Source organism: Nocardioides sp. (assembly GCF_050699375.1).
Taxonomy (GTDB): Bacteria; Actinomycetota; Actinomycetes; order Propionibacteriales; family Nocardioidaceae; genus Nocardioides.
The window spans coordinates 1-23,370 of the sequence record NZ_JBOHDN010000292.1 but is presented as its reverse complement, the minus strand read 5'-3'; the positions used below and the strand labels follow the sequence as shown (position 1 = coordinate 23,370).

General features: G+C 68.8%; 24 protein-coding genes and 1 pseudogene. 11 read left to right on the top strand and 14 right to left on the bottom strand.

All coding sequences use genetic code 11. The features are described from left to right. Window positions 1-228 (top strand): annotated as a pseudogene (locus ACRDPS_RS21090) (ABC transporter permease); the annotation flags it as partial. On the opposite strand, the gene ACRDPS_RS21085 reads toward ACRDPS_RS21090, so the two are convergent. Next, a complete protein-coding gene (locus ACRDPS_RS21085; RefSeq protein WP_431503626.1) occupies window positions 229-1,326 on the bottom strand; it encodes a DNA polymerase domain-containing protein in 1,098 nt (365 codons plus the stop codon). Between the two features lie 299 nt (window positions 1,327-1,625). Here ACRDPS_RS21085 and ACRDPS_RS21080 point away from each other — a divergent pair, with 299 nt between their 5' ends. From ACRDPS_RS21080 to msrB, 4 genes are all read left to right on the top strand, one after another. Beyond that, a complete protein-coding gene (locus ACRDPS_RS21080) occupies window positions 1,626-2,897 on the top strand; it encodes a hypothetical protein (protein ID WP_431503625.1) in 1,272 nt (423 codons plus the stop codon). 119 nt (window positions 2,898-3,016) lie between these two features. Then, on the top strand, window positions 3,017-3,937 hold the full coding sequence (locus tag ACRDPS_RS21075; protein ID WP_431503624.1) for a DUF4349 domain-containing protein: 921 nt from the start codon (window positions 3,017-3,019) through the stop codon (window positions 3,935-3,937). A gap of 41 nt (window positions 3,938-3,978) precedes the next feature. Next, entirely contained in the window at window positions 3,979-5,274 is a 1,296-nt protein-coding gene (locus ACRDPS_RS21070; protein WP_431503623.1) for a GNAT family N-acetyltransferase, read from the top strand. Between the two features lie 72 nt (window positions 5,275-5,346). Continuing rightward, window positions 5,347-5,769 carry a peptide-methionine (R)-S-oxide reductase MsrB gene (gene msrB, locus ACRDPS_RS21065; RefSeq protein ID WP_431503622.1) on the top strand — a complete coding sequence of 141 codons (423 nt, stop codon included), beginning with the start codon at window positions 5,347-5,349 and terminating at the stop codon, window positions 5,767-5,769. Between the two features lie 3 nt (window positions 5,770-5,772). Here msrB and ACRDPS_RS21060 read toward each other — a convergent pair whose 3' ends face one another. After that, entirely contained in the window at window positions 5,773-6,960 is a 1,188-nt protein-coding gene (locus tag ACRDPS_RS21060) for an acyltransferase family protein (RefSeq protein ID WP_431503621.1), read from the bottom strand. 165 nt (window positions 6,961-7,125) lie between these two features. On the opposite strand from ACRDPS_RS21060, the gene ACRDPS_RS21055 reads away from it, so the two are divergent. Beyond that, window positions 7,126-7,257 carry a hypothetical protein gene (locus tag ACRDPS_RS21055; RefSeq protein WP_431503627.1) on the top strand — a complete coding sequence of 44 codons (132 nt, stop codon included), beginning with the start codon at window positions 7,126-7,128 and terminating at the stop codon, window positions 7,255-7,257. A gap of 100 nt (window positions 7,258-7,357) precedes the next feature. On the opposite strand, the gene ACRDPS_RS21050 is transcribed toward ACRDPS_RS21055, so the two are convergent. Then, window positions 7,358-8,137 (bottom strand): LLM class F420-dependent oxidoreductase, encoded by a 780-nt coding sequence (locus ACRDPS_RS21050; RefSeq protein ID WP_431503620.1) that lies wholly within the window; start codon window positions 8,135-8,137, stop codon window positions 7,358-7,360. Window positions 8,138-8,239: 102 nt separating this feature from the next. On the opposite strand from ACRDPS_RS21050, the gene ACRDPS_RS21045 reads away from it, so the two are divergent. Next, window positions 8,240-9,520 carry a uracil-xanthine permease family protein gene (locus ACRDPS_RS21045; protein ID WP_431503619.1) on the top strand — a complete coding sequence of 427 codons (1,281 nt, stop codon included), beginning with the start codon at window positions 8,240-8,242 and terminating at the stop codon, window positions 9,518-9,520. A 108-nt stretch (window positions 9,521-9,628) separates the two neighbouring features. On the opposite strand, the gene ACRDPS_RS21040 is transcribed toward ACRDPS_RS21045, so the two are convergent. The 4 genes from ACRDPS_RS21040 to hemQ all read right to left on the bottom strand — a co-directional run bounded on the left by ACRDPS_RS21040 (window position 9,629) and on the right by hemQ (window position 12,620). Next, a complete protein-coding gene (locus tag ACRDPS_RS21040; protein ID WP_431503618.1) occupies window positions 9,629-10,327 on the bottom strand; it encodes a hypothetical protein in 699 nt (232 codons plus the stop codon). Window positions 10,328-10,426: 99 nt separating this feature from the next. Next, window positions 10,427-11,023 carry a Tox-REase-5 domain-containing protein gene (locus ACRDPS_RS21035; protein ID WP_431503617.1) on the bottom strand — a complete coding sequence of 199 codons (597 nt, stop codon included), beginning with the start codon at window positions 11,021-11,023 and terminating at the stop codon, window positions 10,427-10,429. Window positions 11,024-11,032: 9 nt separating this feature from the next. After that, window positions 11,033-11,746, bottom strand: a complete 714-nt coding sequence (locus ACRDPS_RS21030; protein ID WP_431503616.1) for a hypothetical protein — start codon at window positions 11,744-11,746, stop codon at window positions 11,033-11,035. A gap of 154 nt (window positions 11,747-11,900) precedes the next feature. Then, entirely contained in the window at window positions 11,901-12,620 is a 720-nt protein-coding gene (gene hemQ, locus ACRDPS_RS21025; protein WP_431503615.1) for a hydrogen peroxide-dependent heme synthase, read from the bottom strand. A 71-nt stretch (window positions 12,621-12,691) separates the two neighbouring features. Here hemQ and ACRDPS_RS21020 point away from each other — a divergent pair, with 71 nt between their 5' ends. Next, window positions 12,692-13,645: an alpha/beta hydrolase gene (locus tag ACRDPS_RS21020; RefSeq protein WP_431503614.1), complete on the top strand. Its 954-nt coding sequence runs from the start codon at window positions 12,692-12,694 to the stop codon at window positions 13,643-13,645. 55 nt (window positions 13,646-13,700) lie between these two features. Here ACRDPS_RS21020 and hemG read toward each other — a convergent pair whose 3' ends face one another. After that, window positions 13,701-15,005, bottom strand: a complete 1,305-nt coding sequence (gene hemG / locus ACRDPS_RS21015) for a protoporphyrinogen oxidase (RefSeq protein ID WP_431503613.1) — start codon at window positions 15,003-15,005, stop codon at window positions 13,701-13,703. 76 nt (window positions 15,006-15,081) lie between these two features. On the opposite strand from hemG, the gene ACRDPS_RS21010 reads away from it, so the two are divergent. Continuing rightward, entirely contained in the window at window positions 15,082-15,564 is a 483-nt protein-coding gene (locus tag ACRDPS_RS21010) for an SRPBCC family protein (protein WP_431503612.1), read from the top strand. A gap of 46 nt (window positions 15,565-15,610) precedes the next feature. On the opposite strand, the gene ACRDPS_RS21005 is transcribed toward ACRDPS_RS21010, so the two are convergent. The 6 genes from ACRDPS_RS21005 to hemE all read right to left on the bottom strand — a co-directional run bounded on the left by ACRDPS_RS21005 (window position 15,611) and on the right by hemE (window position 21,046). Then, entirely contained in the window at window positions 15,611-16,108 is a 498-nt protein-coding gene (locus ACRDPS_RS21005) for a flavin reductase family protein (protein ID WP_431503611.1), read from the bottom strand. Beyond that, window positions 16,105-16,329, bottom strand: a complete 225-nt coding sequence (locus ACRDPS_RS21000; protein ID WP_431503610.1) for a hypothetical protein — start codon at window positions 16,327-16,329, stop codon at window positions 16,105-16,107. Before ACRDPS_RS21000 ends, ACRDPS_RS21005 begins: the two co-directional genes overlap by 4 nt. Window positions 16,330-16,338: 9 nt before the next feature. Then, window positions 16,339-17,487, bottom strand: a complete 1,149-nt coding sequence (locus tag ACRDPS_RS20995; RefSeq protein WP_431503609.1) for an LLM class flavin-dependent oxidoreductase — start codon at window positions 17,485-17,487, stop codon at window positions 16,339-16,341. 52 nt (window positions 17,488-17,539) lie between these two features. Next, window positions 17,540-18,766 carry an SfnB family sulfur acquisition oxidoreductase gene (locus ACRDPS_RS20990; RefSeq protein WP_431503608.1) on the bottom strand — a complete coding sequence of 409 codons (1,227 nt, stop codon included), beginning with the start codon at window positions 18,764-18,766 and terminating at the stop codon, window positions 17,540-17,542. Beyond that, window positions 18,763-19,875 (bottom strand): dimethylsulfone monooxygenase SfnG, encoded by a 1,113-nt coding sequence (gene sfnG, locus ACRDPS_RS20985; RefSeq protein ID WP_431503607.1) that lies wholly within the window; start codon window positions 19,873-19,875, stop codon window positions 18,763-18,765. The genes ACRDPS_RS20990 and sfnG overlap by 4 nt, the downstream gene beginning before the upstream one ends. A gap of 91 nt (window positions 19,876-19,966) precedes the next feature. Next, window positions 19,967-21,046 carry a uroporphyrinogen decarboxylase gene (gene hemE / locus ACRDPS_RS20980; RefSeq protein WP_431503606.1) on the bottom strand — a complete coding sequence of 360 codons (1,080 nt, stop codon included), beginning with the start codon at window positions 21,044-21,046 and terminating at the stop codon, window positions 19,967-19,969. A 79-nt stretch (window positions 21,047-21,125) separates the two neighbouring features. On the opposite strand from hemE, the gene ACRDPS_RS20975 reads away from it, so the two are divergent. Continuing rightward, window positions 21,126-21,764, top strand: coding sequence for a DUF3000 domain-containing protein (locus ACRDPS_RS20975; protein ID WP_431503605.1), 639 nt, complete (start codon window positions 21,126-21,128; stop codon window positions 21,762-21,764). Then, complete coding sequence (locus ACRDPS_RS20970) at window positions 21,761-23,056, top strand: HRDC domain-containing protein (protein WP_431503604.1); 1,296 nt, start codon at window positions 21,761-21,763, stop codon at window positions 23,054-23,056. The genes ACRDPS_RS20975 and ACRDPS_RS20970 overlap by 4 nt, the downstream gene beginning before the upstream one ends. Window positions 23,057-23,370: the final 314 nt, after the last annotated feature.

Below are 23,370 nucleotides of genomic sequence, written 5' to 3'. Positions count from 1 at the left end.
CCCTACTACTGGCTGGGGCTGGGCGCCCGCTCGGCGATGCTGCCCGAGTCCCAGGTCGCCGTGGAGATCGGCGAGTCCTGGCGCACCCTGGAGATGATCGGCGTCCTGGGCATCTGGGCCGTCGCCGGCCTGATCCTGGCACCGATCGTGCTGCGCCGAATGACCCGTCGGGCCTCTGGTTCCGCCGTGGCCGAGGCCCGCGAGCGAGTCATGTCCCAGGGGTGGTGACTACTGCTCGACTCGGTTGCCCTCGTCATCCCAATGGGCGGCGACCTTCTTGCTCGGCTGCACCCGCGGCGGCTCACCCGGCATCTTCGGGTAGTCGGGCGGAAAGTTGAGCTCTCCCCCGGGCAGCGACTCCCAGAGGTCGAGCAGAGGCGTGAGGTCGTACGCCTCGTCGTCGATCCGCTCCCAGCGGTCACCGTCCTCGAGGAGGTCGGGGACCGTGAAGAGGTTGAATTCGCGCGGATCCTTCAGATCGGCCAGCTCATCCCAGGTGAGCGGGGTGGAGACCGGGGCCCCGGGCCTGGGACGCAGCGAGTAGGCCGAAGCGATGGTCCGATCTCGGTTGTTCTGGTTGAAGTCGACGAAGATGCGCTCGCCGCGCTCCTCCTTCCACCACGCGGTGGTCACTCCCCCGTCACGTCGCTCCAGCTCGCGGCCGAAGCCGATCGCCGCGTGGCGCAGCTCCTCAAAGGTCCACTCGGGACGGATGCGTACATAGATGTGTACGCCGCGGTTGCCGCTCGTCTTCGCGAAACCGCGCAGGCCGAGGTCCTCCAGGGCCTCCTTGGCGACGCCGGCGACCCGCACGACGTCGGAGAAGTCGGTGCCCGGCTGGGGGTCGAGGTCGATGCGCAGCTCGTCGGGATGGTCACTGGACACATCCGACCCGGTGTCGCGGCGAACCGGCCACGGGTGGAAGGTGAGGGCACCCATCTGGGCACACCAGACCGGGATCGCGGCCTCGGTGGGACAGATCTCGCGCGCCGTACGCCCGCTCGGGAAGGTCACCTGCACCTCCTCGAGATAGTCGGGAGCACCCTTGGGCGTGCGTTTCTGATAGAAGCCCTCGCCCTCCTTGTCAGTTGGCCCGGTGGCCAGCTTCATCCCCTCACGCCAACCATCGGGCCAGCGCTCCAAGGCGGTCGGACGCTCCCGCAGCGCCCGCATCAGCGGGTCACCGACGGTCGCGAAGAACTCCGCGACCATCAGCTTCGTGACCTCAGGAGTCCGGTCGGTCGCCTCGTAGATGATCCGGTCAGGGCTGGAGATCCGCACCTCGCGCTCGCCTACCTGCACGTGTGCCGGCGGTGTCTTGGCCATGCGGTCAACCTAGCCGTCTCCGGGGTCGCCCACCCAGCGAAATCGCTCGTGATGAGCCGATAAGGCACTAGGGCATGTCTGGTAAAGACACGGCGGCCGCGAGCGGCGTTTCGGGCCGATCTGGCAAGGCGCCGCCGCGAAGGCATCCTGGAGGCTGTCGAGTGGCGGCAACGCAGCCAGATCGGATGCGAAACGTCGCGTAGCGGGCGTGGATTTGCCAGACATGCCCTAGCCAGTACGTCCCGCGACCGGCATGATCCGCTGCAACGTCCGGCGACCCACCTTCTGAAGGACCACGCATGACGACTCGAACCTCGGCGCTCCCTCGCGCCGCCGCGGCCCTGGCCATCACGGCCATGACCCTCGGACTCACCACCGGCGCTCCCGCGACGGCGAGCCCCGACCGCGAGTGCGGGACCATCGCCTCCCCGGCCACCCGGGTGGAGCACACCCGCCTCACCGATCCGGCAGTCGCCGACATCCTGGCCCGCTCCGGGTTCGACGACGTCGCCGGCGCGGTGAGGACAGCCGTCTGCGAGGCGGGACACAGCAAGGCGGCCGTCGCCGCCGCGCGGCTCGCGGGCCAGGCCCTGTGGCAACGAGCGGTCGACCGGGTCCAGGGCCGCGGCGACGCCGGCGGCGACCTGCCGCGCAGCGACGATCGTCCGCTCTACTGGGCACGTCTCGCCGGTGAGCTCGAGATCGCTCGGGTGGCCCCGGGCTTCCCGAGCTGGTCCGAGGACGCCCGCCGGAAGGTGGCGCGGGCCTTCGACCAGGCGTCGCGAGGCATCGACACGACCTCCTTCGGTGGCGGCAAGCACGGCAGGCAGCGGCAGGTGCTGGCCTCCGGCTTCGATCCGTTCACCCTCGACCGCAACATCCGGCAGTCCAACCCCTCGGGCGCGGTCTCACTGGCGATGGATGGGCGCACCGTGCAGACCCCCGACGGGCCGGTCGAGATCCAGACCGTGGTGGTCCCGGTGCTGTGGGCACCGTTCGCCGACGGCATCGTCGAGCGCGCGTTCCTGCCGCACCTGGTGCCGGGGCGGCGTACGGTCGACACGGCCATCACCATCAGCCAGGGTCGAGAGGGACGCTTCGACCTGGAGTACTGGAACGGTGCCCATCGAGGCACCTTCCCCGACAACGACCGGGTCAGCGTCGACGAGACCATCCCGATCCCCGAGGACCTGCCTCACGAGACCCCGCAGCCGCAGTGGACCCGGACCACGCTTCCGACCGACGCGATGAAGGCCGAGGTGACCGGCACCTTCCCGGTGAACATCAACCACACGATCACCGAGATCCCGGCCGGCTCGACGACCCCGGTCACCCGGGAGGACCCGACGCCGGGCTCCACGGCGGTGGCCGGCGCCGGCGGCGACTATCTGTCGAACGAGTCCGCCTACCGCGCCACTGCGCTGCGCGACGCACTCGAGATCGACACCAAGCAGGGCCACATCCACGTGCCGGTGCTGTCCGGGGACTCCGAGGGTGAGCCGCTCGCCGAGATGCGCGCCGACATCGTCTCCGAGACCATCGCCCTGGTGGTCGCCGCGGCGACGAACTGACCCCGGGCCGCCGCGCGCGGGCGAAATGGCCCGAAGTGACTAGCCCTTCGCTGCAGCGGAACGGTGCCCCGGGGCGTACACAGTGCATGAGAACAGCAAAGGTCCGGCCTAGCTCGGGTATGGCCCTTGCGATCACCATCATCAGCGTCCTTGCTCTGACCGCGTGCGGCGGGTCGGCGGGCTCGAACGAGTCCGCCGACTCCGGATCGGCCGAGACGTCCTTGGCCGACACCGGCGGTGGCCGGGCCGCCGAGGGCACGGCGGCCGAGAAGCAGGCGGCGGAGCCCGGCCAGGACACCAAGCAGGCTCCGGCGGTCGCCAAGCAGGCGATCATCTCCACCGGCGCCATCGCCACCGAGGTCAAGGACGTGGCCAAGGCCCGTACGCGGGTCCAGCACGTCACCGACAAGCACTCCGGCCAGGTCGCCGAGCAGGAGACCGGCACCGACGAGGACGGCAGGCCAGGCCACGCCCGGATGGTCCTCCGCATCCCGTCGGCCTCCTTCGCCGAAGCGATGGCGGAGCTCGAGAAGCTCGGCGCGCTGGTCGACTCCAGCACCACCGCCACCGACGTCACCACCGAAGTGGTCGACACCGACGTCCGTGTGAAGAACGCCCGCGCGAGCATCGAACGGATCCGTACGCTGCTCGCCCGCGCCGAGCGGATCGGCGACGTGATCTCGATCGAGTCCGAGCTCGCCAGCCGCGAGGCGGAGCTCAACTCGCTGCTCGCCCAGCAGGCTCACCTCGCCGACCAGACCTCGCTCTCGACGATCACGGTCAGCATCTCGCGCGACGGCACCACCCCCGCCGACGGCTCGGACTCGGGATTCCTCCCCGGGCTGAGCGCCGGATGGGGAGCGCTCCGCGCGGCCGGGACCTGGCTCGCCACCGGCGCGGGCGTGGTGATCCCGTGGGTGCCGGTCATCGCGCTGGTCGGGGTTCCGCTCTGGCTGCTGGCGCGACGGCGTCGCCAGCTCCCGACACCCGCTCCGGCGGCCGCCGGGGCGGCCGGGACAGCCGAGGGCGCGGACGCATAAAGCTGTCGCGGGGCGGTGCCGGGGAAGCGTACGTTTCCCTCATGCACCGCCTCGACCATCCTGGCCTCGTCTTCCGCAGTCTCGACCCCTCCGACGGGGACGAGACGTTGCTGAAGGGATGGTACGAAGCGACGCGGCGGGGGTTCCACCAGACCCGCGGCAACGACGACGGGTTCGAGGCCTGGCGAGCGCACACCCGGAACGACGCGCTGACCCTGCTCGGTGCCTGGTCGGAGCCCTCCGAGCTCGCCTCGGCGACGATGCCGGTCTCGACGTTCTCGTCGTGGACGGCGCCGGTCAACGTCGGCGGCGGGACGAGCCTGCCCACCCGCCTGATCAGCGACGTCACCGTCGCACCCACCCACCGCCGGCAGGGACTGCTGCGCAAGCTGATGACGGTCACGCTGGCCGACGCCGTCGCCGAGGGGATTCCGCTGGCCGCGCTGACCGTCTCGGAGGGATCGATCTACGGACGTTTCGGGTTCGGGACCGCCACCCACGTGCGCCAGGTCGAGGTCGACGTCACCTCGAAGTTCCGGTTCCGCGAGGACGCGATCACCGACGACGGCTCGGTCGTGCTCGCCGAGCCGGCCGAGGCCTGGAAGACGGTCGCGGGCATCTACGGCACCTTCCAGGACCGCACCCGCGGCTCGGTCACCCGGCCGCACTACTACGAACCGTGGCTCTCCAGCGCCTATGACTTCGCCGGCGACTCCAAGGACGAGTCCAAGCAGCGGGTCGGGGTGCACCTCGACAGCGGGGGCACGCCCGACGGTTATGTCGTCTACAGGACAGCGGACGAGCGCAACGACTCCGGCCTGCGGATGGCCAAGGTCGTCGACCTGGTGGCGCTGACGCCGTCGGCCTACCTTCGCCTGTGGCGCTTCCTCGCCGACATCGACCTCGTCGAGCGGGTCGGCTGGGCCAAGGCGCCCGTGCAGGACCCGCTCTACTGGGCGCTCGCGGAGCCGTTCGCGGTCAAGAGCGCCGAGCTCGACGACTTCTTGTGGATGCGCGTCCTCGACCCGGTCAAGGCCCTGCAGGGACGGCCCTGGTACGCAGACGGTGAGATCGCTCTCGGCATCGAGGACCCACTCGGCCATGCCTCCGGCACCTGGCGGGTCGCGGTCAGGGACGGCCGGGCCGAGGTCATCCCGACGGATACCATCCCGAACGTGGCGCTGGCCGCGGACACCCTCGGCGCGCTCTATCTCGGCGGTGTGGACGTACGCACGCTGGCCGCCTCGGGCCGGATCACCGGCTCACCCGAGGCGATCGAGACCTGGGCCGCGATGGCCGACGGCGGCCCGCTGCCCTACTGCATCACCGGGTTCTGACCGCCGCCCGCTCACAGGACGTGGGGCCGGGCAACGGAGCTCGGCACCCATCGCGGACGTACCATTTGAACCATGGGTTACAACGTGGAGAAGTCCGACGAGGAGTGGCGCGCTGAGCTGTCGCCCGAGGAGTACGCCGTCCTGCGCCAGGCGGGGACCGAGCCGGCGTTCAAGGGTGAGTACACCGACACCGAGACCAAGGGCGTCTACTCGTGCAAGGCCTGCCAGGCCAAGCTGTTCGAGTCCGACACCAAGTTCCACTCCGGCTGCGGCTGGCCGTCCTTCTACCAGCCGATCAGCGAGACGATCGAGTACATCGAGGACAAGTCGCACGGCATGGACCGCGTGGAGGTGCGCTGCGCCAACTGCGGTTCCCACCTCGGCCACGTCTTCCCCGACGGCTACGGCACCCCGACCGGCGACCGGTTCTGCATCAACTCGATCTCGATCAGCCTCGCTCCGAGCGCCCAGGCCGCCTCCACAGACACGGCTTGAGCCTCAGCGGCTCGCGGACTCCATCTCGCGCTCGGGCGCGGACGCGTCCACGTGGGTGCGGGTGGGGGCCGGGGTGCGCTTGGTCCGGGGACGGCCGTCCTCGTGAGCCAACGACTCGAAGGCGCGCTTGAGGCCACGCTTGAGCAGCGGGGAGAGCGGCCGCTCCACGAGACGGTGGATCAGCCAGGCGAGCACGAGCGAGGCACCGACGGCGATGGCCAGGACCGCATAGCGCGGCAGGTCGTCGCTGAGCAGGCGGATGACCGCAAAGCCCCAGTACTGGTGGATGAGGTAGAGCGGGTAGGTCAGCAGACCGGCCGTGGTGAGCCAGCTGCCGGTGATCCGGGCGACGGGCGTGAGGGTCACCAGCGCGACGAGCACGAAGCACGCCAGGCTGGCCAGCACGCACCACATCACCGGCGGCTCGAAGGTGGTCCACTCCATCAGCCGAGCGCGGGTGTTGAGCGATGCCCAACCGGCGCCGAGGGCGACGTTCTGCACCAGAACCAGCCACGCCAGCAGGTTCCGCTTGTCGCGCGCCACCATGTAGAGCGCCATCCCACCGGCGAACATCGGGGCGTACTCCGCGATCAGTACGTCGCTGAGCAGCCCCGCTCCGGCGGCATCGGCCAGGACGGCGGCGGCCGGCCAGATGGCCGCGAAGGCCAGCACGCGGGCACCGGTCAGGCCGAACATCATCAGGATCCCGACCAGGACGTAGAACCGCAGCTCGAACCAGAGCGTCCAGTAGACGCCGTCCACCATCGGCACCGAGAAGGCCGTCTGCAGCATCGTCAGGTTCACACCTACGTCGGTGAGAGCGACGTGCTTGTCGTCCGGGCTCCACACGAACATCAACAGGCCCGCGGTCAGCAGCACGGCCGCCCAGTAGCCAGGGAAGAGCCGGGTGATCCGCGACGTCGTGAACGAGCTGACGTCGCGCCCCCACGCCGACATCAGGATCACGAACCCCGAGATGATGAAGAAGAGGTCGACGCCGAACTGCCCGAAGACCGTGAAGCTCGACAGGTCCGGGAAGATGTCGGAGGAGACGGTGCCCTCGCGCCACGGGTCATGAGCACGTGCGGTGAAGTGGTAGAGCACCACCGCAACGGCTGCGAAGAGGCGGACGGCGTCGAGGACGGCCATCCGTCCGAGCGACGGCTCGGCGGGGATCTTGGAGGAAGACACAGCGATCCTGGGGTTGGGGGACCTTCAGATGAGCATGGAGCGAACGTCGAGCGTACCTAGCCCGAACGGACTATGGGAAACCGCCGCTCGGGCCATCTGGAGTAGTTCACTCAGCAACTTCATGGTCCTGTCGATACGTTGGGCAACGTGACTCAGCGGATCGCGATGTGGTCTGGACCTCGCAACCTGTCGACGGCGTCGATGCGCTCGTTCGAGAACCGGCGCGACTGCACACGATGGGCGGGCTCACCCCGGTGGTCTCCCTCGACGGTCGGCCGATCGAGCGCGGGCCGGTGACGCAGCAGCTCTCCAAGGCGTACGCGGACCTGTTGGCGACCACGGGGACGGTCGTCGTCGGCTGACCTCGGGATGCTCACCGAGGTAGCTCGGTGAACGGTCAGGCGCCGAGCGAGTCACGCCAGGCGACCAGGTCCTCCAGCGGCCCGAGGTCGAAGTCGGGACCGCCGACGCCGTAGGTGAACAACGTGGCACCGGCGTCGTAGAGCGGCTTGGCGGCCTCCGCGCTGTCGGCGGCGGTCGAGATCTCGATCTCGTTCACGTCGCGCCCGATCGCCTCGCAGTGACCGGCGAGCACGCCACGCTTGCGCTCCAGGGTGGCCACGTCGGAGAAGGAGTGCCAGATGTCGGCGTGCTTGGCGACGTACTTGAGGGTCTTCTTCTCCCCGCCACCACCGATCAGGACCGGCATCTTGCCCGAACCTGATCGGCCCAGCGGGGCGGGGTTGAGCTTCGCCCAGCGCGCCTCGATCCGCGGGAGGGCCTCACCGAGTGCGTCGAGGCGGCCGCCGGCGGTGCCGAAGTCGTAGCCGTACTCGGTGTAGTCCTTCTCGAACCAGCCCGAGCCGATGCCGAAGACCAGACGGCCACCGGAGATGTTGTCGACGGTGCGGGCCATGTCGGCGAGCAGCTCGGGGTTGCGGTAGGAGTTGCAGGTCACCAGGCAGCCGATCTCGGCGCGTGTGGTCTGCTCCGCCCAGGCCCCGAGCATGGTCCAGGCCTCGAAGTGCTTGCCTTCGGGCTCGCCATAGAGCGGGTAGAAGTGGTCCCAGTTGAAGATGATGTCGGCGCCGATGTCCTCGGCGCGGCGCACGGCGTCACGGATCTGGTCGTAGTCGGCGTGCTGGGGCTGGAGCTGGACTCCGATACGGATCGTCATGTCTTCAACCCTACGGAGCGGATGGCTTCCGCACTCGCGTGAATCGGCCCTATCGTTCGGCTGGCGGCGAATCGCGCCGTACGAGAGCGGAAGAGGTGCGAGATGCGATTCGGTTGGGATCTGCACGGCAACGGCAAGACCGTACGCGACGGGGCGATCGTCAAACCCGGTGAGCGACTGAGCTGGCCACGGACGATCGGCTTCGGCGGCCAGCACGTGGTCGCGATGTTCGGCGCGACGTTCCTGGTGCCGCTGCTCACCGGCTTCCCGCCGACCACGACTCTGTTCTTCTCCGGTGTCGGCACGCTGCTCTTCCTGCTGATCACGCGCAATCGGCTGCCCAGCTATCTGGGGTCGTCGTTCGCGTTCATCGCGCCGATCGGTGCCGCGATGGGTGAGGGCGGGATGGGGTCGGCGCTCTTCGGGATCCTGGTCACCGGTGCGCTGCTGGCGCTGGTCGGTGTGATCGTGATGATCACCGGCACCGGCTGGATCGAGGCGCTGATGCCGCCGGTGGTGACCGGTGCGATCGTCGCGCTGATCGGGCTCAACCTGGCCTCCGCCGCGACCAACAACGTGGTCGGCGGCGACCCGGCCAATCCTGACAACGGCGCGGTCCTGGTCGCCGCGATCACCCTGGCCACCGTGCTGGTCGTCGCCGTCGCCTTCCGCGGCATCATCGCCCGGCTCTCGATCCTGATCGGCGTCGTGGTGGGATACGTGGCCGCGCTGATCGCCGGCCAGGTCGACACCTCGGCGTTCAAGGAGGCAGCCTGGTTCGGCCTCCCCGACTTCTCCACGCCGTCCCTCGACTGGGCGGTCGTGCCCATGTTCCTGCCGGTCGTGCTCGTCCTCGTCGCCGAGAACGTCGGCCACGTACGCAGCGTCGCCCACCTCGCCGGCGACGAGTCCATCAACCGGGAGACCGGACGAGCGCTGTTCGCCGACGGACTCGCCACTTCGATCGCCGGTGGCTTCGGCGGCTCGGCGACGACGACGTACGGCGAGAACATCGGCGTCATGACCGCGACCCGAGTCTTCTCGACCGCTGCCTACTGGGTGGCGGGCGTGGTAGCGATCCTGCTGTCGCTCTCGCCGAAGTTCGGCGCTCTGCTGAACACCGTGCCGCCCGGTGTCCTGGGCGGGATCACCGTCGCCCTCTACGGCCTCATCGGCCTGATCGGCATCCGGATCTGGCTCGACAACCGCGTCGACTTCGCCCAGCCGGTCAACCAATTCACCGCCGCCGTCGCCCTGGTCATCGGCATCGGCAACCTCACCCTGACCTTCGGCGACCTCACCTTCACCGGGATCGCTCTGGGCACCATCGCCGCGGTCGTGATCTATCACGGGATGAGCGCGCTGGCTCGGCTGCGGGGCTAGCTGTGAAGCTGAGCGTGGCCCAGAGGCCACTCTCGGCTTCACAACCTCGGGGTCGTAGGCACACCACGTCGTCGAGCCGTCAACACCACTGGACAGGCGTTCGCAACCCTAAAACTTGCTGCGGTCAGTCGGCGTCGGCGAGAAGGCCGGACTGAGCCTGAGAACCTTTGCGAACTCGGTGGCCTTGTCGACGGACAAGAACCCGTCGCCTTCACCAGAGCCGATGATGGCACCGCCACCGTCGAGGTTTGTCTTGTGGTTCTCGAGTCCGCCCGGCAGGGCCTGCGCCCGCGCCTCGGACAGGTAGGTCAGATAACCGACCTTTGGAGTGGGCTTCCCAACGGGTTGCACGTCGATAAGAGCCTCCATGAACGACATCGCCGTCACGTCTGCCCAATCCGGATCCCACACCGAGACAATATGACGCAGGATCGGATCAGCGAGCGCTGAGCCACCATCCCCGAACCAGTCCAGCACAAAGCGGTTCTGCATCTTCGGAGAATCCGAGTACCCGCCCACACCCATCGTGATCGAGATCATTTTGATCTTCTTGCCACGCGCATCATAAGCCTGGCTTATCCCAAGGTGGGGAGCGTCAGTATTATCGGCGAAAGCCTTAGAAATGACCTGCCGGGCAACTTCCGGATCAGCAAGCGACTGCCCGCGAAGGCCAGGAGCCGACCACGTTATGTCGTCACCGACGACGTCATTCAAACCCGTAACAAAAGCGACAAGCTTATCCGCAATCTGGTCGGGCGTCTCTTGCCTCGGACCCCAGAAACCTCGTGCCGTCAATTCCTCATCCACGCTCATCACCCTATCACTCGCCCTCTCTCCTCCATGAGTCGACGCCCCGACACTACTATGACCCGTCGACGACCAGTCCTCTTGAGACTACCCGTTCGATCACTTCGGAATCTCTGGTGCTTTCCAGCCGTCCCAACTGCTCGGCGGCGGGTCGAAGGGTTGGTGGCGTACGGATATATCCCACCCGTTCTTCATGAACAGGCGCCTAGCGGCATTCATTGACTTCTCGTTGGAGAAGACCCATTCGATCGGCGTGTCACCTGCGGCGTCGACCTGCCGTTGCGCTTGCTCGAACCATGCTTTTCGCTGCGCGCCATTGAGGTTGCCGAGGTCGTTGACCATCGCGCTATAGCCGTGTTTGGTCTCGATGAGTTTGCCGTCAACAAAACCATCGAACTTTACCTCGTTTCCCTTGGTGCCCTTGACCGCGTACTCTTTACCGTCGTCTCGGCCGGTCACCTGCTTTTCGTATTCTCCACCGAGCTTCTGCTGGAGATACTTATGGTTCCGATTCACCGATTTCCAGTCGCCGGGACCCATCTCCCCGTCCAACCGGCGACGCTCATCCATGTCCTTGCGGATTTTCTTGGCGACACCCTTTGCGCTCTTCTCAAGCGCCTCGCCGACGTCGTCTCCCATCTTTGTCAAGGAGTCTCTGGCGCCCTCGGCGACCTCGTCCAACTTGCCCTTGCCCATTGATGTCTCCTAAGACGCGAAGATCGGTAGAGCGGACACCTGGGCCGCAAAGTTGGAGCAGAGTGAAAGCTGCTCGGAACCACAGTCATCCAGCGCGGTCGCGATCTGCTCCATCACGTCGTAACTGAGTTCTGTTGACGGAGTCGCGTCCCCGTCGGTCACTACGGGAGCCTCGGCTATCGATATGGCCAGGTTTGCGATCGTTCCGCTCAAGGGATCGATCACCATGCTTGCCACCTGGCCGACCACCTCTTCCACCACGAGGTCGGTGGCAATGTCCAGTGCCTTCTTCCGTGCCGCGATGATCGCAGCGTTACCGGCCACACTGAGGCCCGCGGTGACCACCGCCGTCGCCGCAGCTGCGGCAATCTGCGCGGCAGTGATTGTCAGCTCGGCGATCACTTTCACCTTGAGGGCGAGAATCGCGTCGGCGAGCACATCGATCCCGGTCGCGACGTCGGGAAGCGCATCGAGCACGCCGTCCATATTGGCCGTGCGGTTCTCAGTCCACGCCCTGATCAAAGCGTTCGTGGACTGAGCCTTAGCACCATCACCGAGCTCGTTGACCCGGATCTCCAGCTCATCGAGCGTGCCCCGCAGATCTGTCTCGAGTCCGCGCAGCAGCTGAGCGGCATCGCGGACAGCGTCTTCATCGACGTTCGGCCACTCGTATCCAAGTAGGTCCAGAACGAAGTCGAGCTCCCCTGGGACCGTCATCCCCATCCGTCTGCCCTCCCATAGTCACTTGGATATGGAGGTAACCCGCGACGAGTTCGGCACACGAACCCGAGCACGAGCCACCGCGGCGAAAAGGCTAGTGGAGTCCTACGGATGCCGACAGCATATTTTCGAGATGCCCGACGACTCGGGCCGTACGTCAGGGAAGACGGTCGAGCAGGTCACCGATCTCGACGCGGGCACCGGTGTAGAACGGCACCTCCTCGCGTACGTGGCGACGGGTCTCGGAGCCGCGCAGGTGGCGCATCAGGTCGACGATGCGGGAGAGATCGTCGGCCTCGAAGGCGAGCAGCCACTCGTAGTCGCCGAGCGCGAAGGACGGGACCGTGTTGGCCCGGACATCGGGGTAGTCGCGCGCCATCTTGCCGTGCTCGGCGAGCAGCCGGCGGCGCTCCTTGTCGTCAAGGAGATACCACTCGTAGGAGCGGATGAACGGGTAGACCGCGACGTAGTCGTGGGTGCGCTCGTCGGCGAGGAAGGCCGGCAGGTGGCTCCGGTTGAACTCCGCGGGGCGGTGCAGCGCCATCTGCGACCAGACCGGCACAAGGCGCGCGCCGAAGGTGGTGCGGCGAAGCCGGTGATAGGCCGACTGGAGCTTGTCGGAGGAGTCGGCGTGCAGCCAGAACATCACGTCGGCGTCGGCGCGCAGGCCGGCCACGTCGTAGGTGCCCCGCACCACGATGTCCTCGTCGGCGAAGGCGGCGAAGAGCTCCTCGACCTCGACGGCCTCGGCCTTGCGATCGGCTTCACCGAGGGTCTCCGCCAGCGAGAAGACCGACCACATCGTGTAGCGGATCGTCTCGTTGAGGTCGTTGATCTTGGCTGCGTTGGACTGGATTTCGGCCTGCGGGTCGGTCATGGCCCCATTTTGCGCTACGGGCGGTCGCCGGGCCTCGCCGGGCTCCAACGTCCTGCCTCTATCGTGTGGGCATGCTGCCGCTGCGTACCCGAATCTTCGCCGCCATCCAGGAGCGCCTGGTCAAGGTGCCGACGACCGCCGAGGAGATGATCGCCCTGCGCGCCCAGCGCGAGGGCTTCCGGACCGGACCGGTCACTGGCTTCCTCTTCGGCCGCCCCGCGGACGTCGAGATCAAGGAGACGTACGTCGACGGGCGCCGGTTCGCGATCTACACGCCTCCCGGCGTCGGCGAGGCCGCGCCGGTCGTCATCAACTTCCACGGCGGTGGCTGGTGCCTCGGGGCTCCGGAGCAGAGCGCGTGGGTCTCGTCGCACGTGGCGGCCGAGACCGGCTCGGTCGTGATCGCGCCGTCCTATCGGCTGGCTCCCGAGCATCCGTTCCCGGCCGCCGTCGAGGACGCCTGGGCCACCGTGGAATGGGTGGCGAAGCATGCCTCTGAGCTGGGCGGGGACCCGTCGCGCATCTCGGTGATGGGTGACAGCGCCGGCGGCAACCTGGCTGCGGTGGTCTCGTTGATGGCGCGTGACGCCGGCGGTCCCACGATCGCCGCGCAGGTGCTGATCTATCCGGCCGTCGAGATGTACGAGACGTTCCCCTCCGAGGCGGCCAACGCCAACGGTCCGGTGCTCACTTCGGCGCAGATGGGCACCTTCGGCCACCTCTACATGGGCCCGGGCTACGGGGACGAAACCTGGCAGGCCTCTCCCCTGCGCGCTGCCTCGCACGCCGACCTGCCGCCGGCTCACATCATCACCGCGCTGCACGACCCGATCCGTGACCACGGCACGCGCTATGCGGAGGCCCTCCGTGCTGCCGGGACGACGGTCTCGCTCGTGGACTACGACACCGCGTTCCACGGGTTCATGTCGCTCCCCGGTGTCGCACCGGCCGCTCGGGAGGCTCTCGCGGGGATCATCGAGTTTCTGCGGGATGTTGACGGAGGTAGCTCGGTCAGCGGTCACTGACTTCGCGGAGTTCCACGAGGTCAGTGTGGCTCCGCCGAGGTAGCTCGGTGAGCATTCACCCCAGATCGGCCGCGGCGCGGTGGGCTGAGCCGATCGTTGCGGGGATGCCGACGCCGTCGTAGGAGGCCCCGGCGAGGGCCAGGCCGGGCACACCCCGGATTCCTTGGCGGATGCGGGCGACGCGGTCGAGGTGGCCGACCGGATACTGCGGGAGGGCGTCGGCCCAGCGCTGGACGTGCACGTCGGTCGGCTTCGCGGCGATGCCGGCGATCTCGGCCAGGGCGGCCAGGGAGTCGGCGACCAGGCGGTCGTCGTCGTCCGAGGGTGGCTCGCCGTGGCGCCCGATGGACGTACGCAGATACTGGCCGCGCTGCCCCACCCAGGCCCACTTGGCGAAGGAGAAGGTGGAGGCCTTGATCGCGCACTCCTCGACGGGCGGGACGAGGAATCCGGACCTGCCGGCCAGCCCCGCGGGGAGGTCCGGGAAGGCGAAGGTGATCACCGCGACGCTCGCGGTCTCGATCCCGGACAGCTCGCGCGCGACCGACGGGGCGGTCGAGCGGAGCAGCCTCGCGGCCGTCGGAGCGGGTGTCGCGACCACGACGGCATCGGCGGCCTCCACCTCGTCACCGGTCTCGATCAGGAAGCCCTGCGGGGTCCGGGTGACGGTGTCGACCTGCGTGTTGAGCCGGATGTCCAGCCCCTCGGCGAGGGTGGCGGGCAACCGGGACATGCCGCCGTCGATCCCCGCGAAGACAGGGACCGTCGAGCTCGGGAGCGCGGCGGCGGCCTCCAGCAGGGAGCCCTTCTCGGCCAGCATGAACAGCTGCGGGGCGGCCGCCTTCACCGAGATCGAGCGGGCGTGGCCGGCATAGACGCCCGCCAGCAGCGGGTCGGCCAGCCGGTCGGCGGTCTCGTCCCCGAAACGGGACGCGATGAGGTCACCGACCGAGATGTCCTCGTCCGTCTTCGCAGGTGGGAGCGTGGGTTCGCGGCGTACGACCTCCAGGGTCTCCTCGCTGAGGAGACCCGAGGACTCCAGCGCGGCCAGGTCGAGGGGAACGCCCATGATCGAGCGCGGGATCGGCCGCAGCGCGCCGCGCGACCAGATCGAGGACTTCGCGTCGGTCGGGTGCACCACCTCGAGCCCGATCTCCTGAGCGAGCGCGACACCCTCGGGCCGCCTATTGAGCATCGCCTCCGCGCCCACGTCGACCGTCTGCCCGGCGACCGACTCCCCGCGGATCTTCCCGCCAACCCGGTCCGAGGCCTCGAGCACCGTCACCCGGTGCCCCTTCAACGACAGGTCGCGGGCCGCGGTCAGCCCGGCGATCCCTGCTCCGACGACGATGACACGCACGGGAACCAGTCTGGCACCAGGCCCGGGCGGACGCTGAACCGCGACCGCAGACGCACGGCACCTCTAGGCTCGTCCCATGCCCCAGGTCACAGCGCAGGTGTGGGTCCGGATCGATCCCGAGACGGCGTTCGCGGTGTCGCAGACGACAGGAGACGTACGCCTGCGGTGGGATCCGTTCATCCGTGCGCAGCGCTTCGTCGGCGGCGCGACAGCGCCCGGCAAGGGCGTGCGGACCCTCACCAAGGCGCGGGTGGGGCCGACGATGATCAGCGAGTACGTCTCCTACCGTCCGCCCACGTCGGTCGGGATGACGATGGTGAAGGGACCGTGGTTCTTCGCGAGCTTCGGCGGAGGCTGGCGGTTCACCGCCGAGACCCGCGACGGCACCGACGGCACGCTGGCGAGCTGGAAGTACACCTACTCGATCAAGCCCGCCTGGCTCAGCCCCGTCGCCGAGCCGATCGGCCAGTGGCTGCTGGGTCGCGAGATCCGAGCGCGCATCAACGCCTACGCCAGGGCCTGCGAGGACGACGAGATCCTCGCCGGCCTGGGACATTAGCGCCGACTCGACACGATCAAGTGGGACAGTTGCGCCGACTGGGCGTTCAGCCGGCGAGGCGGCCGAAGGCTGAGCGGTGGAAGACCAGGGGCTGGCCGGCGCCGTGGTCGGCGGCGTGGAGCTCGAGGAGCACGACGATGTGATCGCCGGCCTCGACCTCGCGGTAGACGGTGCAGTCGAACTGTGCCAGACCCTCGTCGAGGGTGAGGGCGCCGTCGAGGGACGAGCTGACCTCGAGGCCGTCGAAGCGGGAGTCGACCGGGCCGGCGAGCTGGCGGCAGACCTCGCCGTGGTGCTCGGCGAGCACCGTCACCCCAAGATGCGAGGAGCGCCGCAGGTCGGGCCAGGTCTTCGAGGTGTTGGCCACGGAGAAGGAGACCAGCGGCGGGTCCAGGGACACCGACGTGAACGACGACGCGGCCAGACCGACAGGGCGTCCGTCGATCGAGGCAGCCACCGCCACCACACCGCTGGGGAAGACGCCGAAGGCCTGCCGCAACGCGGCGGGGTCGAGGTCCTGGTTCGTACGCAGCGGGCTGGTCATGACGCCACCACCTCTCTCGCGGGCTCTGTCCGCGCCTCGTCCACCGCAGTGTCTCGCAGCTCCTCGCCGCGGGTCTCCGGTAGCAACCACATGCAGGTCAAGCTGATCGGACCGGCGGCCGTGCCGTAGTCGAAGAAGTCGTACCACTCGGTGGCGGCACCGACCGAGGCCGCGAGCGCGACGCGCTTCGGGCCGGCGGAGGTGGTTGTGGGGGCGGGCACGGTCGCCTCCTACTGCGTCGCGGCGCCGAAAGGCACCGCCGCGCCGCGGCCGACGACAGGAGCGGGGTGCGACCACAGGCCCCGGCGGGCGAGCTCGGGCAGGACGCCCTCGCCGAACCAGTAGGACTCCTCCAGGTGCGGGTAGCCCGAGAGCACGAACTCCGAGATCCCGGCGGAGTGGTAGGCCTCGATCAGGTCGGCGATCTCGGTGTAGGAGCCGACCATCGCGGTCCCGGCGCCGCCGCGGACCAGCCCGATGCCCGCCCACAGGTTGGGGTGGATCTCGAGCCCGTCGCGCGAGCCCTGGTTGAGCTCCAGCATCCGCCGCTGTCCCTCCGAGACGCTGCGCGAGAGCCCCGCCTGGACGCGCTCGATGTCCTCGTCCGAGATGTGCTCCAGCAACCGCGCCGCCTCGGCCCAGGCATCCGCCGAGGTGTCGCGGGCGATGGTGTGCAGCCGGATCCCGAAGCGGGGCTCACGCCCACGATCGGCCGCCAGCTTCCGCACCCGCGCGATCTTCTCCGCGACCGCCGCCGGCGGCTCACCCCAGGTCAGATAGACGTCGGCATGGTCGGCGGCGACCTGGAGCGCCTTGGGCGAGGAGCCGCCGAAGTAGATGTCCGGGACCGGTGCCGGTCGCTGCTCGAGGCGCGCGCCGTCCACCGAGAGGTGCTTGCCGGAGAACGTCACCGTCTCCCCTGCCCAGAGCCGGCGGACGATGTGCAGGAACTCCCCCGCCCGCTCATACCTCTCGTCCTTGGCCAGGAAGTCGCCGTACATCCGCTGCTCGTGGTCCTCACCGCCGGTGACGACGTTGAGCAGCAGTCGCTGACCCGACAGGTTCTGGAAGGTGCCCGCCATCTGTGCGGCCAGGTAGGGCGAGACCGAGTCGGGCCGGAAGGCGACCAGGAACTTCAGCCGCTCCGAGACCGAGCTGAGCATCGCGGTCGTCACCCAGGCGTCCTCGCACCACGCCCCCGTCGGCGTCAGCGCCGCCTCGAAGCCGAACTGCTCGGCACTGCGGGCGATCTGACCGAGGTAGGGCACCGTGGCCGGCCGGCCCGCCGCCAGCGCGCTGACGCCGTGACCGCCGCCGATCACGTGACGACCGTCGCCGCCGTTGGTGGGGAGGAACCAGTGGAACTTGAGGGTGCTCATCGCAGCCTTTCGCATGGGGATGTGGGAGGTGTCGTACGTCGTGCTGTGGCCGTCAGATCTGGCCGTGCCGTGGTGGCGGGGTGCCGTCGACGGCCCAGCGTCCGAGGTGCTGGACCTTCCAGGCGGCCGGGTCGTGGAGGGTGTGCGTGCGCGCGTTGCGCCAGTGCCGGTCGAGGTTGGTCGCCGCCAGCGCCGCACGAGTGCCGGAGACCTCCAGGAGTCGGCTGGTGACGTCGACCGCCACCTTCGCGGTCGCCGCCCGAGCCGCCGCCACGGCGAGGCTGGCCTCCGCGGCCGACTCCGCGGAGAGGGACGCGTCGGCCTCGTCCACGCGCCGCGCCGCCTCGGCGAGAAGCGCTTCGGCGCTGCGTACGGCCAGCTCCATCTCGCCGAAGGCGTGCACGACCAGCGGGTCCTCGCAGGCCTTCTCGACCCCGGCGATCGCGATCGCGTCTGGGTAGGGACGCGACTTGGTGCGTACGAACTCACCGGCCTCGTCCAGCGCGCGGCGGGCGATCCCGGTGTCGATCGCCGCGTGCAACAACTGGGCGAAGGCGCCGTATGTCGTCGGCACGTCGAAGGTGACCGCGAACGGCGTCACCCAATCGTCCGCTACGGGAACATCTGTGAAGCGAACTGTTCCGGAACCAGTCGTACGCTGCCCGACGGCGTCCCAGTCGTCGATGACCTCGACGCCGGGAGTCTCGGCGCGGACCCACGCCACGTGCAGCGGCCCGCCGACGTCGAGGTGGGTGAGGACGGCGAGATAATCGGCAAAGAGCGACCCGGTGCAGTAGAACTTCTCCCCGTTCAGCAGCCACTCGCAACCATCGGTGGTCGAGCCTGTCGAGACCACAGGCGTCAGAGTCGTACGGATGTCCCGCACGTGCTTCGTCCCGAGCTCGGACTGCGCGTTGGCGACCAGGGCGCCGGCCCGCACCTCGCTGTAGATCCGCTGCTGCTGTTCCCGCGTGCCGTTCAGCCGCAGCTGGTTGAGGAAGACGAAGTGGCTGTGCGGGACCTGACCGACGTTGGGATCGCCCCACGAGACCAGCCGGAACACCTCCGCCACGGTCGTGGCCGGGAGCGCCGGTCCACCGAACACGAGAGGGACCGTGAGCGCACCGAGCCCGGCGGCGGCGTACGCCTTGACCTGGTCGTGGGGCAGCGCCCTGTCCCGGTCACGGGAGCCGTCGCCGAGCGCGAGCTCGTCGGCCAGCCGCCGCGCCACCAAGGGGGCGGTCTCGGCATCGAGTCGGGCGATCTCTGTCGTGCTCAAGCCACGGGCTCCAGCTGCTGGGCCTCGAGCTCGCGCACGATCGGCAGCACGCGCTGACCGAAGTACTCCACGTCCTCGAGGTAGTGCAGGAAGCCACCGAGGATCAGGTCGGCCCCGGCCCGCTTGAGCTCCACGATCCGGTGCGCGACCTGCTCGGGGGTGCCGATCAGCCCGGTCTTGAAGCCGTCGTTGTACTGAACCAGGTCCTCGAAGCTGGAGTCCTGCCACATCCCGGTCTTGTCGCCGGTCGACTGGCCGGCCTGCTTGACCGCGGACCCGAAGCCCTCGACGGCCTCACGGTCGGCCTTGTCGATGATCTCCCTGAGGGTGTCGCGCGCCTCCTTCTCGGTGTCGCGGGCGACGATGAAGCCGTTGATCCCGAACCTGACCTTGCGGCCCTGCGGCCCGGCTGTGGCGTTGACGTCGGCGATCTGCGCGGCGAGGCCCTCAGGGGTGTTGCCGTTGGCGAAGTACCAGTCAGAGACGCGGCCGGCCATCGCCTTGGCGTCGGAGGAGTTGCCGCCCTGGAAGATCTCCGGGTGCGGACGGCCCTCGCTGGCCAGCGGCTTCGGCTTCAGGTCAAAGTCGTGCAGCCGGTAGAAGTCACCGTTGAGCTCGGCGGCGTCGCTCGTCCAGATCTCGCGGAGGTAGCGGATGAACTCCTCCGAGCGGCGGTAGCGCTCGCCGTGCTCCAGCCAGGGCTCCCCGAGCTGGGTGAACTCGTCCTTGAACCAGCCGGAGACGACGTTCACAGCGGCTCGACCGCCGGAGATGTGGTCGGCGGTGGCCAGGAACTTGGCCAGTACGCCGGGCTGCCACAGCCCCGGGTGGACGGCGGCGATCACCTTCAACCGCTCGGTCGCCAGCAGCAGCGCGAGGGAGAACGAGGTGGACTCGTGCTGATAGGCCGCGCCGTAGGAGGCCATGTAGCGCACTTGCGAGAGGGCGTACTCGAAGCCGTTGTTCTCAGCCAGCTGAGCCAGCTTCTTGTTGTACTCATAGCTCCAGTCGGTGCGCTGCTCGATGTTGCTCACCACCAGGCCGCCGCTCACGTTGGGCACCCAGTAGGCGAACTTCACGGGCTCGTTCCAGGTCATCGTCTTCTCCATTTCGTCGCCTATGTCCATCAAACTTCTCATATTCGACGACATGGCGGAGCCGGCCGCTCGATCACTGAGACGGCCGGCGGTGATTACCCGATCAGGAGACGGGGCGGCTCTGGACGAACTCGGTCAGCCGGGCGAGCTGGTCGGGGTCGGTGGTCGGGATGACCCCGTGACCGAGGTTGAAGATGTGGCTCTTGGCCGTACGTCCGGCGTCGATGATCTTCCCGGCCTGCTCGAGCATCACCTCGGTGGGCGCGAAGACGAGCGCGGGGTCGAGGTTGCCCTGGACGCCGAAGTCGTCGCCGAGCTGGGTGATCGCCCAGTCCAGCGGCGTACGCCAGTCGACGCCGACGACCTCTGCGCCGGCGCTGCCCATGAGCGGGAGAAGCATGGCGGAGTTGACGCCGAAGTGGATCCGCGGGACACCGAGCTCACCGATCCGGGACAGCACCTGGGTGGAGTAGGGCAGCACGTGGCGCTCGTAGTCGGCGGGGGTGCAGGCGCCGGCCCAGGAGTCGAAGAGCTGCACCGCGGAGGCACCCGCGCGGACCTGGACCTCCAGGAACGCGGCGGAGATCCCGGCGATCTTGCGCATCAGGGCGTCCCACACGTCGGGCGCACCGAACATGAGCGCCTTGGTCTTGGCGTACTCCTTCGAGGGGCCGCCCTCGACCAGGTAGGAGGCGACCGTGAACGGGGCGCCTGCGAAGCCGATGAGTGGGGTGCCACCGTTGATGCCGGCCAGCTCACCGGTGAGGTTCTGGACGGCCTCGGTGATGTAGGGGACGTGCTCAGGCGTCAGGTCGGGGATCGCCTCGACGTCGGCCAGGGTGCGTACCGGGTCGGCGATCACCGGGCCCACACCGGGCTTGATGTCGAGATCGATCCCGACCGCCTTCAGCGGCAGCACGATGTCGGAGAAGAAGATGGCCGCGTCGACCCCGTAGCGACGTACGGGCTGCAGGGTGATCTCGGTGATCAGATCGGCGTTCTGGCAGGACTCGAGCATGCCGATGCCTTCGCGGACCTTGAGATACTCAGGCAGCGAGCGGCCCGCCTGGCGCATGAACCAGACCGGCGTACGGCTCGGCTTCTGTCCTGCGAGTGCCTGCAGGAACGGGGAGGATGCGAGCGCGCCGGAGGCGTTCCCGAAGGAGTTCCCGAAGGAGTTCATGGCAACCACTGGGCAATGGTCCCACCCGGCGCGGCGTGTACGCACATCGCGAATCGCGTAGAAGACATACCCTGTTCACATGGTCGTCCGTGGAGAGTCGCGCCCCACCGCGGGACCGGAGAGCGGCCCAGCCGCCTTCCGATCCGCCGCGGAGGGCATGCGCGCCGCGACCTTCCGGCCCGAGGTGCTGTGCGAGGAGATGCCGGCACCGCAGCGGATCGCTCCGTTTGCCGCGGCGATGTCGGCCGATGTGACCGTCGACGACGTCGATGTGGCGACCGGGCGACTGATCCTGCTGCACGACCCGGACGGCAACGACGCCTGGGGCGCCGTGCACGGCCTGCCCGGCACGTTCCGCCTGGTCGCGTACGTCCGGGCGGACATCGACGTCGAGCACGTCAGCGACCCGCTCCTGGGCGAGGTCGGCTGGTCCTGGCTTCTCGACGCCCTGTCCGGCCACGGCGCCGAGCACGTCGCCGCCGCCGGCACCGTGACCCGGGTCGCCACCGAGTCCTACGGCGGGATGGCCGATGAGGAAGGCACCGCGCAGATCGAGATCCGCGCCTCCTGGACCCCGGTTGGGAGCGCAACTGGCGAGCTGGACCTGAGACCACACACCGAGGCGTGGGGCGAGCTGCTCTGCACGGCCGCGGGACTTCCTCCGGTGCCGGAGGGTGTCTCGGTGATGCCGAGCCGACGAGGGCAGCGCGGCGCGTGAGCGAAGAGAACACAGAGCCGAAGGCTGGCCCGGACTCCGGGCAGACGGAGCAGGAGACCGAGGACGAGACCGTCCCGGCTCCGTTGCTGACCCTGCGCGACGGACTGCCCCCGGTGACCGACACCGACGACGGGCTGGCCAAGGCCGCCGAGGCCATCGCCGCCGGGACCGGACCGGTCGGGATCGACGCCGAGCGCGCCTCGGGCTACCGCTACTCCAACCGCGCCTACCTGATCCAGCTGCGTCGCGAGGGCTCGGGGATCTGGCTGATCGACCCGATCGGGCTGACCACGATGCAGCCTCTGGTCGACGCGCTCGACGGCACCGAGTGGATCCTGCACGCCGCCACCCAGGACCTTCCCTGCCTCAGCGATCTCGGTCTGCACCCCTCGGCGCTGTTCGACACCGAGCTCGCCGGGCGCCTGCTGGGCTACCCGCGCGTCGGGCTCGGCACGCTGGTCGAGACCGTCCTGGGGTTCACGATGCTCAAGGAGCACTCGGCCGCCGACTGGTCGACCCGGCCTCTTCCGGACGCCTGGCTGGAGTACGCCGCCCTGGACGTCGAGGTGCTCGTCGAGCTGCGCGACGCGCTGGCCACCGAGCTCGTCGAGCAGGGCAAGGACGAGTGGGCGCGGCAGGAGTTCAACTGGCTGCGCGGGTTCGAAGCGCCGGTGCGGGTCGACGCCTGGCGACGTACGTCCGGCATGCACCGCGTCCGTGGCCGCCGCGGTCTCGCCGCGGTGCGCGGCCTGTGGACCGAGCGCGATCGGATCGCGCAGCAGCGCGACGTCACCCCCAGCCGGATCATCCCCGACGCCGCGATCGTGGCCGCCTCGCAGGATCTGCCGCAGGACAAGGCCTCGCTGCTCGGGCTCAAGGGGTTCCACGGTCGCGGCGCCGAGCGCTATGTGAGCTCGTGGGTGAAGGTGCTCAACCACGCCGTCACGATGGACGAGGACGAGCTGCCGGTGCGCTCCCCACGGGCCGACGGCCCTCCCCCGCCGCGCGCCTGGGCCGACAAGGATCCGGTTGCCGCCCGGCGTCTCACGCTGGCTCGTGAGTCCGTCAACGGCCTGGCCGAGGAGCGCAACATCCCCGCCGAGAACCTTCTCACCCCCGACTTCCTGCGCCGCGCCATGTGGACGCCGCCCAAGACCCGCGACCCGGGCGCCCTCCTCGACGGCATCATCGAGCTCCTCACCGGCTTCGGCGCCAGGGGTTGGCAGATCGCACTCACCGCCCCGCTGCTCACCGACGCCGTACTCCACGCCGAAACCGACGACGACTCCTGACCCCGCAGGCCGAGGCGTCACTTCTGCGGGCCGAGGCGTCAGGTTTGCGGGTCGAGAGGTCAGGTTTGCGGGTCGAGGGGTCATTTCTGCGGGCCGAGGCGTCAGGTTTGCGGGTCGAGGCGTCACCCTTGCAGCGCTCGAGGCGTCACGCTGATGCCAAGTCGGCCTGCACAACTGACCTCTCGGCCTGCACAACTGACGCCTCGGCCTGCGGGGGTGACTTCTCGGCCTGCAGAAGTGACGCCTCGGCCTGCGGGGTCAGGAGTCGTCGTCGGTTTCGGCGTGGAGTACGGCGTCGGTGAGCAGCGGGGCGG

Excerpts from the sequence above, each read along its gene's own strand:
- ACRDPS_RS21070 (WP_431503623.1), top strand. The coding sequence starts at position 3,979 with ATGCACCGCCTCGACCATCCTGGCCTCGTCTTCCGCAGTCTCGACCCC.
- ACRDPS_RS21005 (WP_431503611.1), bottom strand. The coding sequence starts at position 16,108 with ATGACCAGCCCGCTGCGTACGAACCAGGACCTCGACCCCGCCGCGTTG.
- ACRDPS_RS21030 (WP_431503616.1), bottom strand. The coding sequence starts at position 11,746 with ATGGGGATGACGGTCCCAGGGGAGCTCGACTTCGTTCTGGACCTACTT.
- ACRDPS_RS21080 (WP_431503625.1), top strand. The coding sequence starts at position 1,626 with ATGACGACTCGAACCTCGGCGCTCCCTCGCGCCGCCGCGGCCCTGGCC.
- ACRDPS_RS21085 (WP_431503626.1), bottom strand. The coding sequence starts at position 1,326 with ATGGCCAAGACACCGCCGGCACACGTGCAGGTAGGCGAGCGCGAGGTG.
- ACRDPS_RS21045 (WP_431503619.1), top strand. The coding sequence starts at position 8,240 with ATGCGATTCGGTTGGGATCTGCACGGCAACGGCAAGACCGTACGCGAC.
- ACRDPS_RS21035 (WP_431503617.1), bottom strand. The coding sequence starts at position 11,023 with ATGGGCAAGGGCAAGTTGGACGAGGTCGCCGAGGGCGCCAGAGACTCC.
- ACRDPS_RS21075 (WP_431503624.1), top strand. The coding sequence starts at position 3,017 with ATGGCCCTTGCGATCACCATCATCAGCGTCCTTGCTCTGACCGCGTGC.
- ACRDPS_RS21020 (WP_431503614.1), top strand. The coding sequence starts at position 12,692 with ATGCTGCCGCTGCGTACCCGAATCTTCGCCGCCATCCAGGAGCGCCTG.
- ACRDPS_RS21055 (WP_431503627.1), top strand. The coding sequence starts at position 7,126 with ATGTGGTCTGGACCTCGCAACCTGTCGACGGCGTCGATGCGCTCGTTC.
- msrB (WP_431503622.1), top strand. The coding sequence starts at position 5,347 with ATGGGTTACAACGTGGAGAAGTCCGACGAGGAGTGGCGCGCTGAGCTG.
- hemQ (WP_431503615.1), bottom strand. The coding sequence starts at position 12,620 with ATGACCGACCCGCAGGCCGAAATCCAGTCCAACGCAGCCAAGATCAAC.
- ACRDPS_RS21010 (WP_431503612.1), top strand. The coding sequence starts at position 15,082 with ATGCCCCAGGTCACAGCGCAGGTGTGGGTCCGGATCGATCCCGAGACG.
- ACRDPS_RS20975 (WP_431503605.1), top strand. The coding sequence starts at position 21,126 with ATGGTCGTCCGTGGAGAGTCGCGCCCCACCGCGGGACCGGAGAGCGGC.
- ACRDPS_RS20995 (WP_431503609.1), bottom strand. The coding sequence starts at position 17,487 with ATGAGCACCCTCAAGTTCCACTGGTTCCTCCCCACCAACGGCGGCGAC.
- hemE (WP_431503606.1), bottom strand. The coding sequence starts at position 21,046 with ATGAACTCCTTCGGGAACTCCTTCGGGAACGCCTCCGGCGCGCTCGCA.
- ACRDPS_RS21050 (WP_431503620.1), bottom strand. The coding sequence starts at position 8,137 with ATGACGATCCGTATCGGAGTCCAGCTCCAGCCCCAGCACGCCGACTAC.
- sfnG (WP_431503607.1), bottom strand. The coding sequence starts at position 19,875 with ATGGAGAAGACGATGACCTGGAACGAGCCCGTGAAGTTCGCCTACTGG.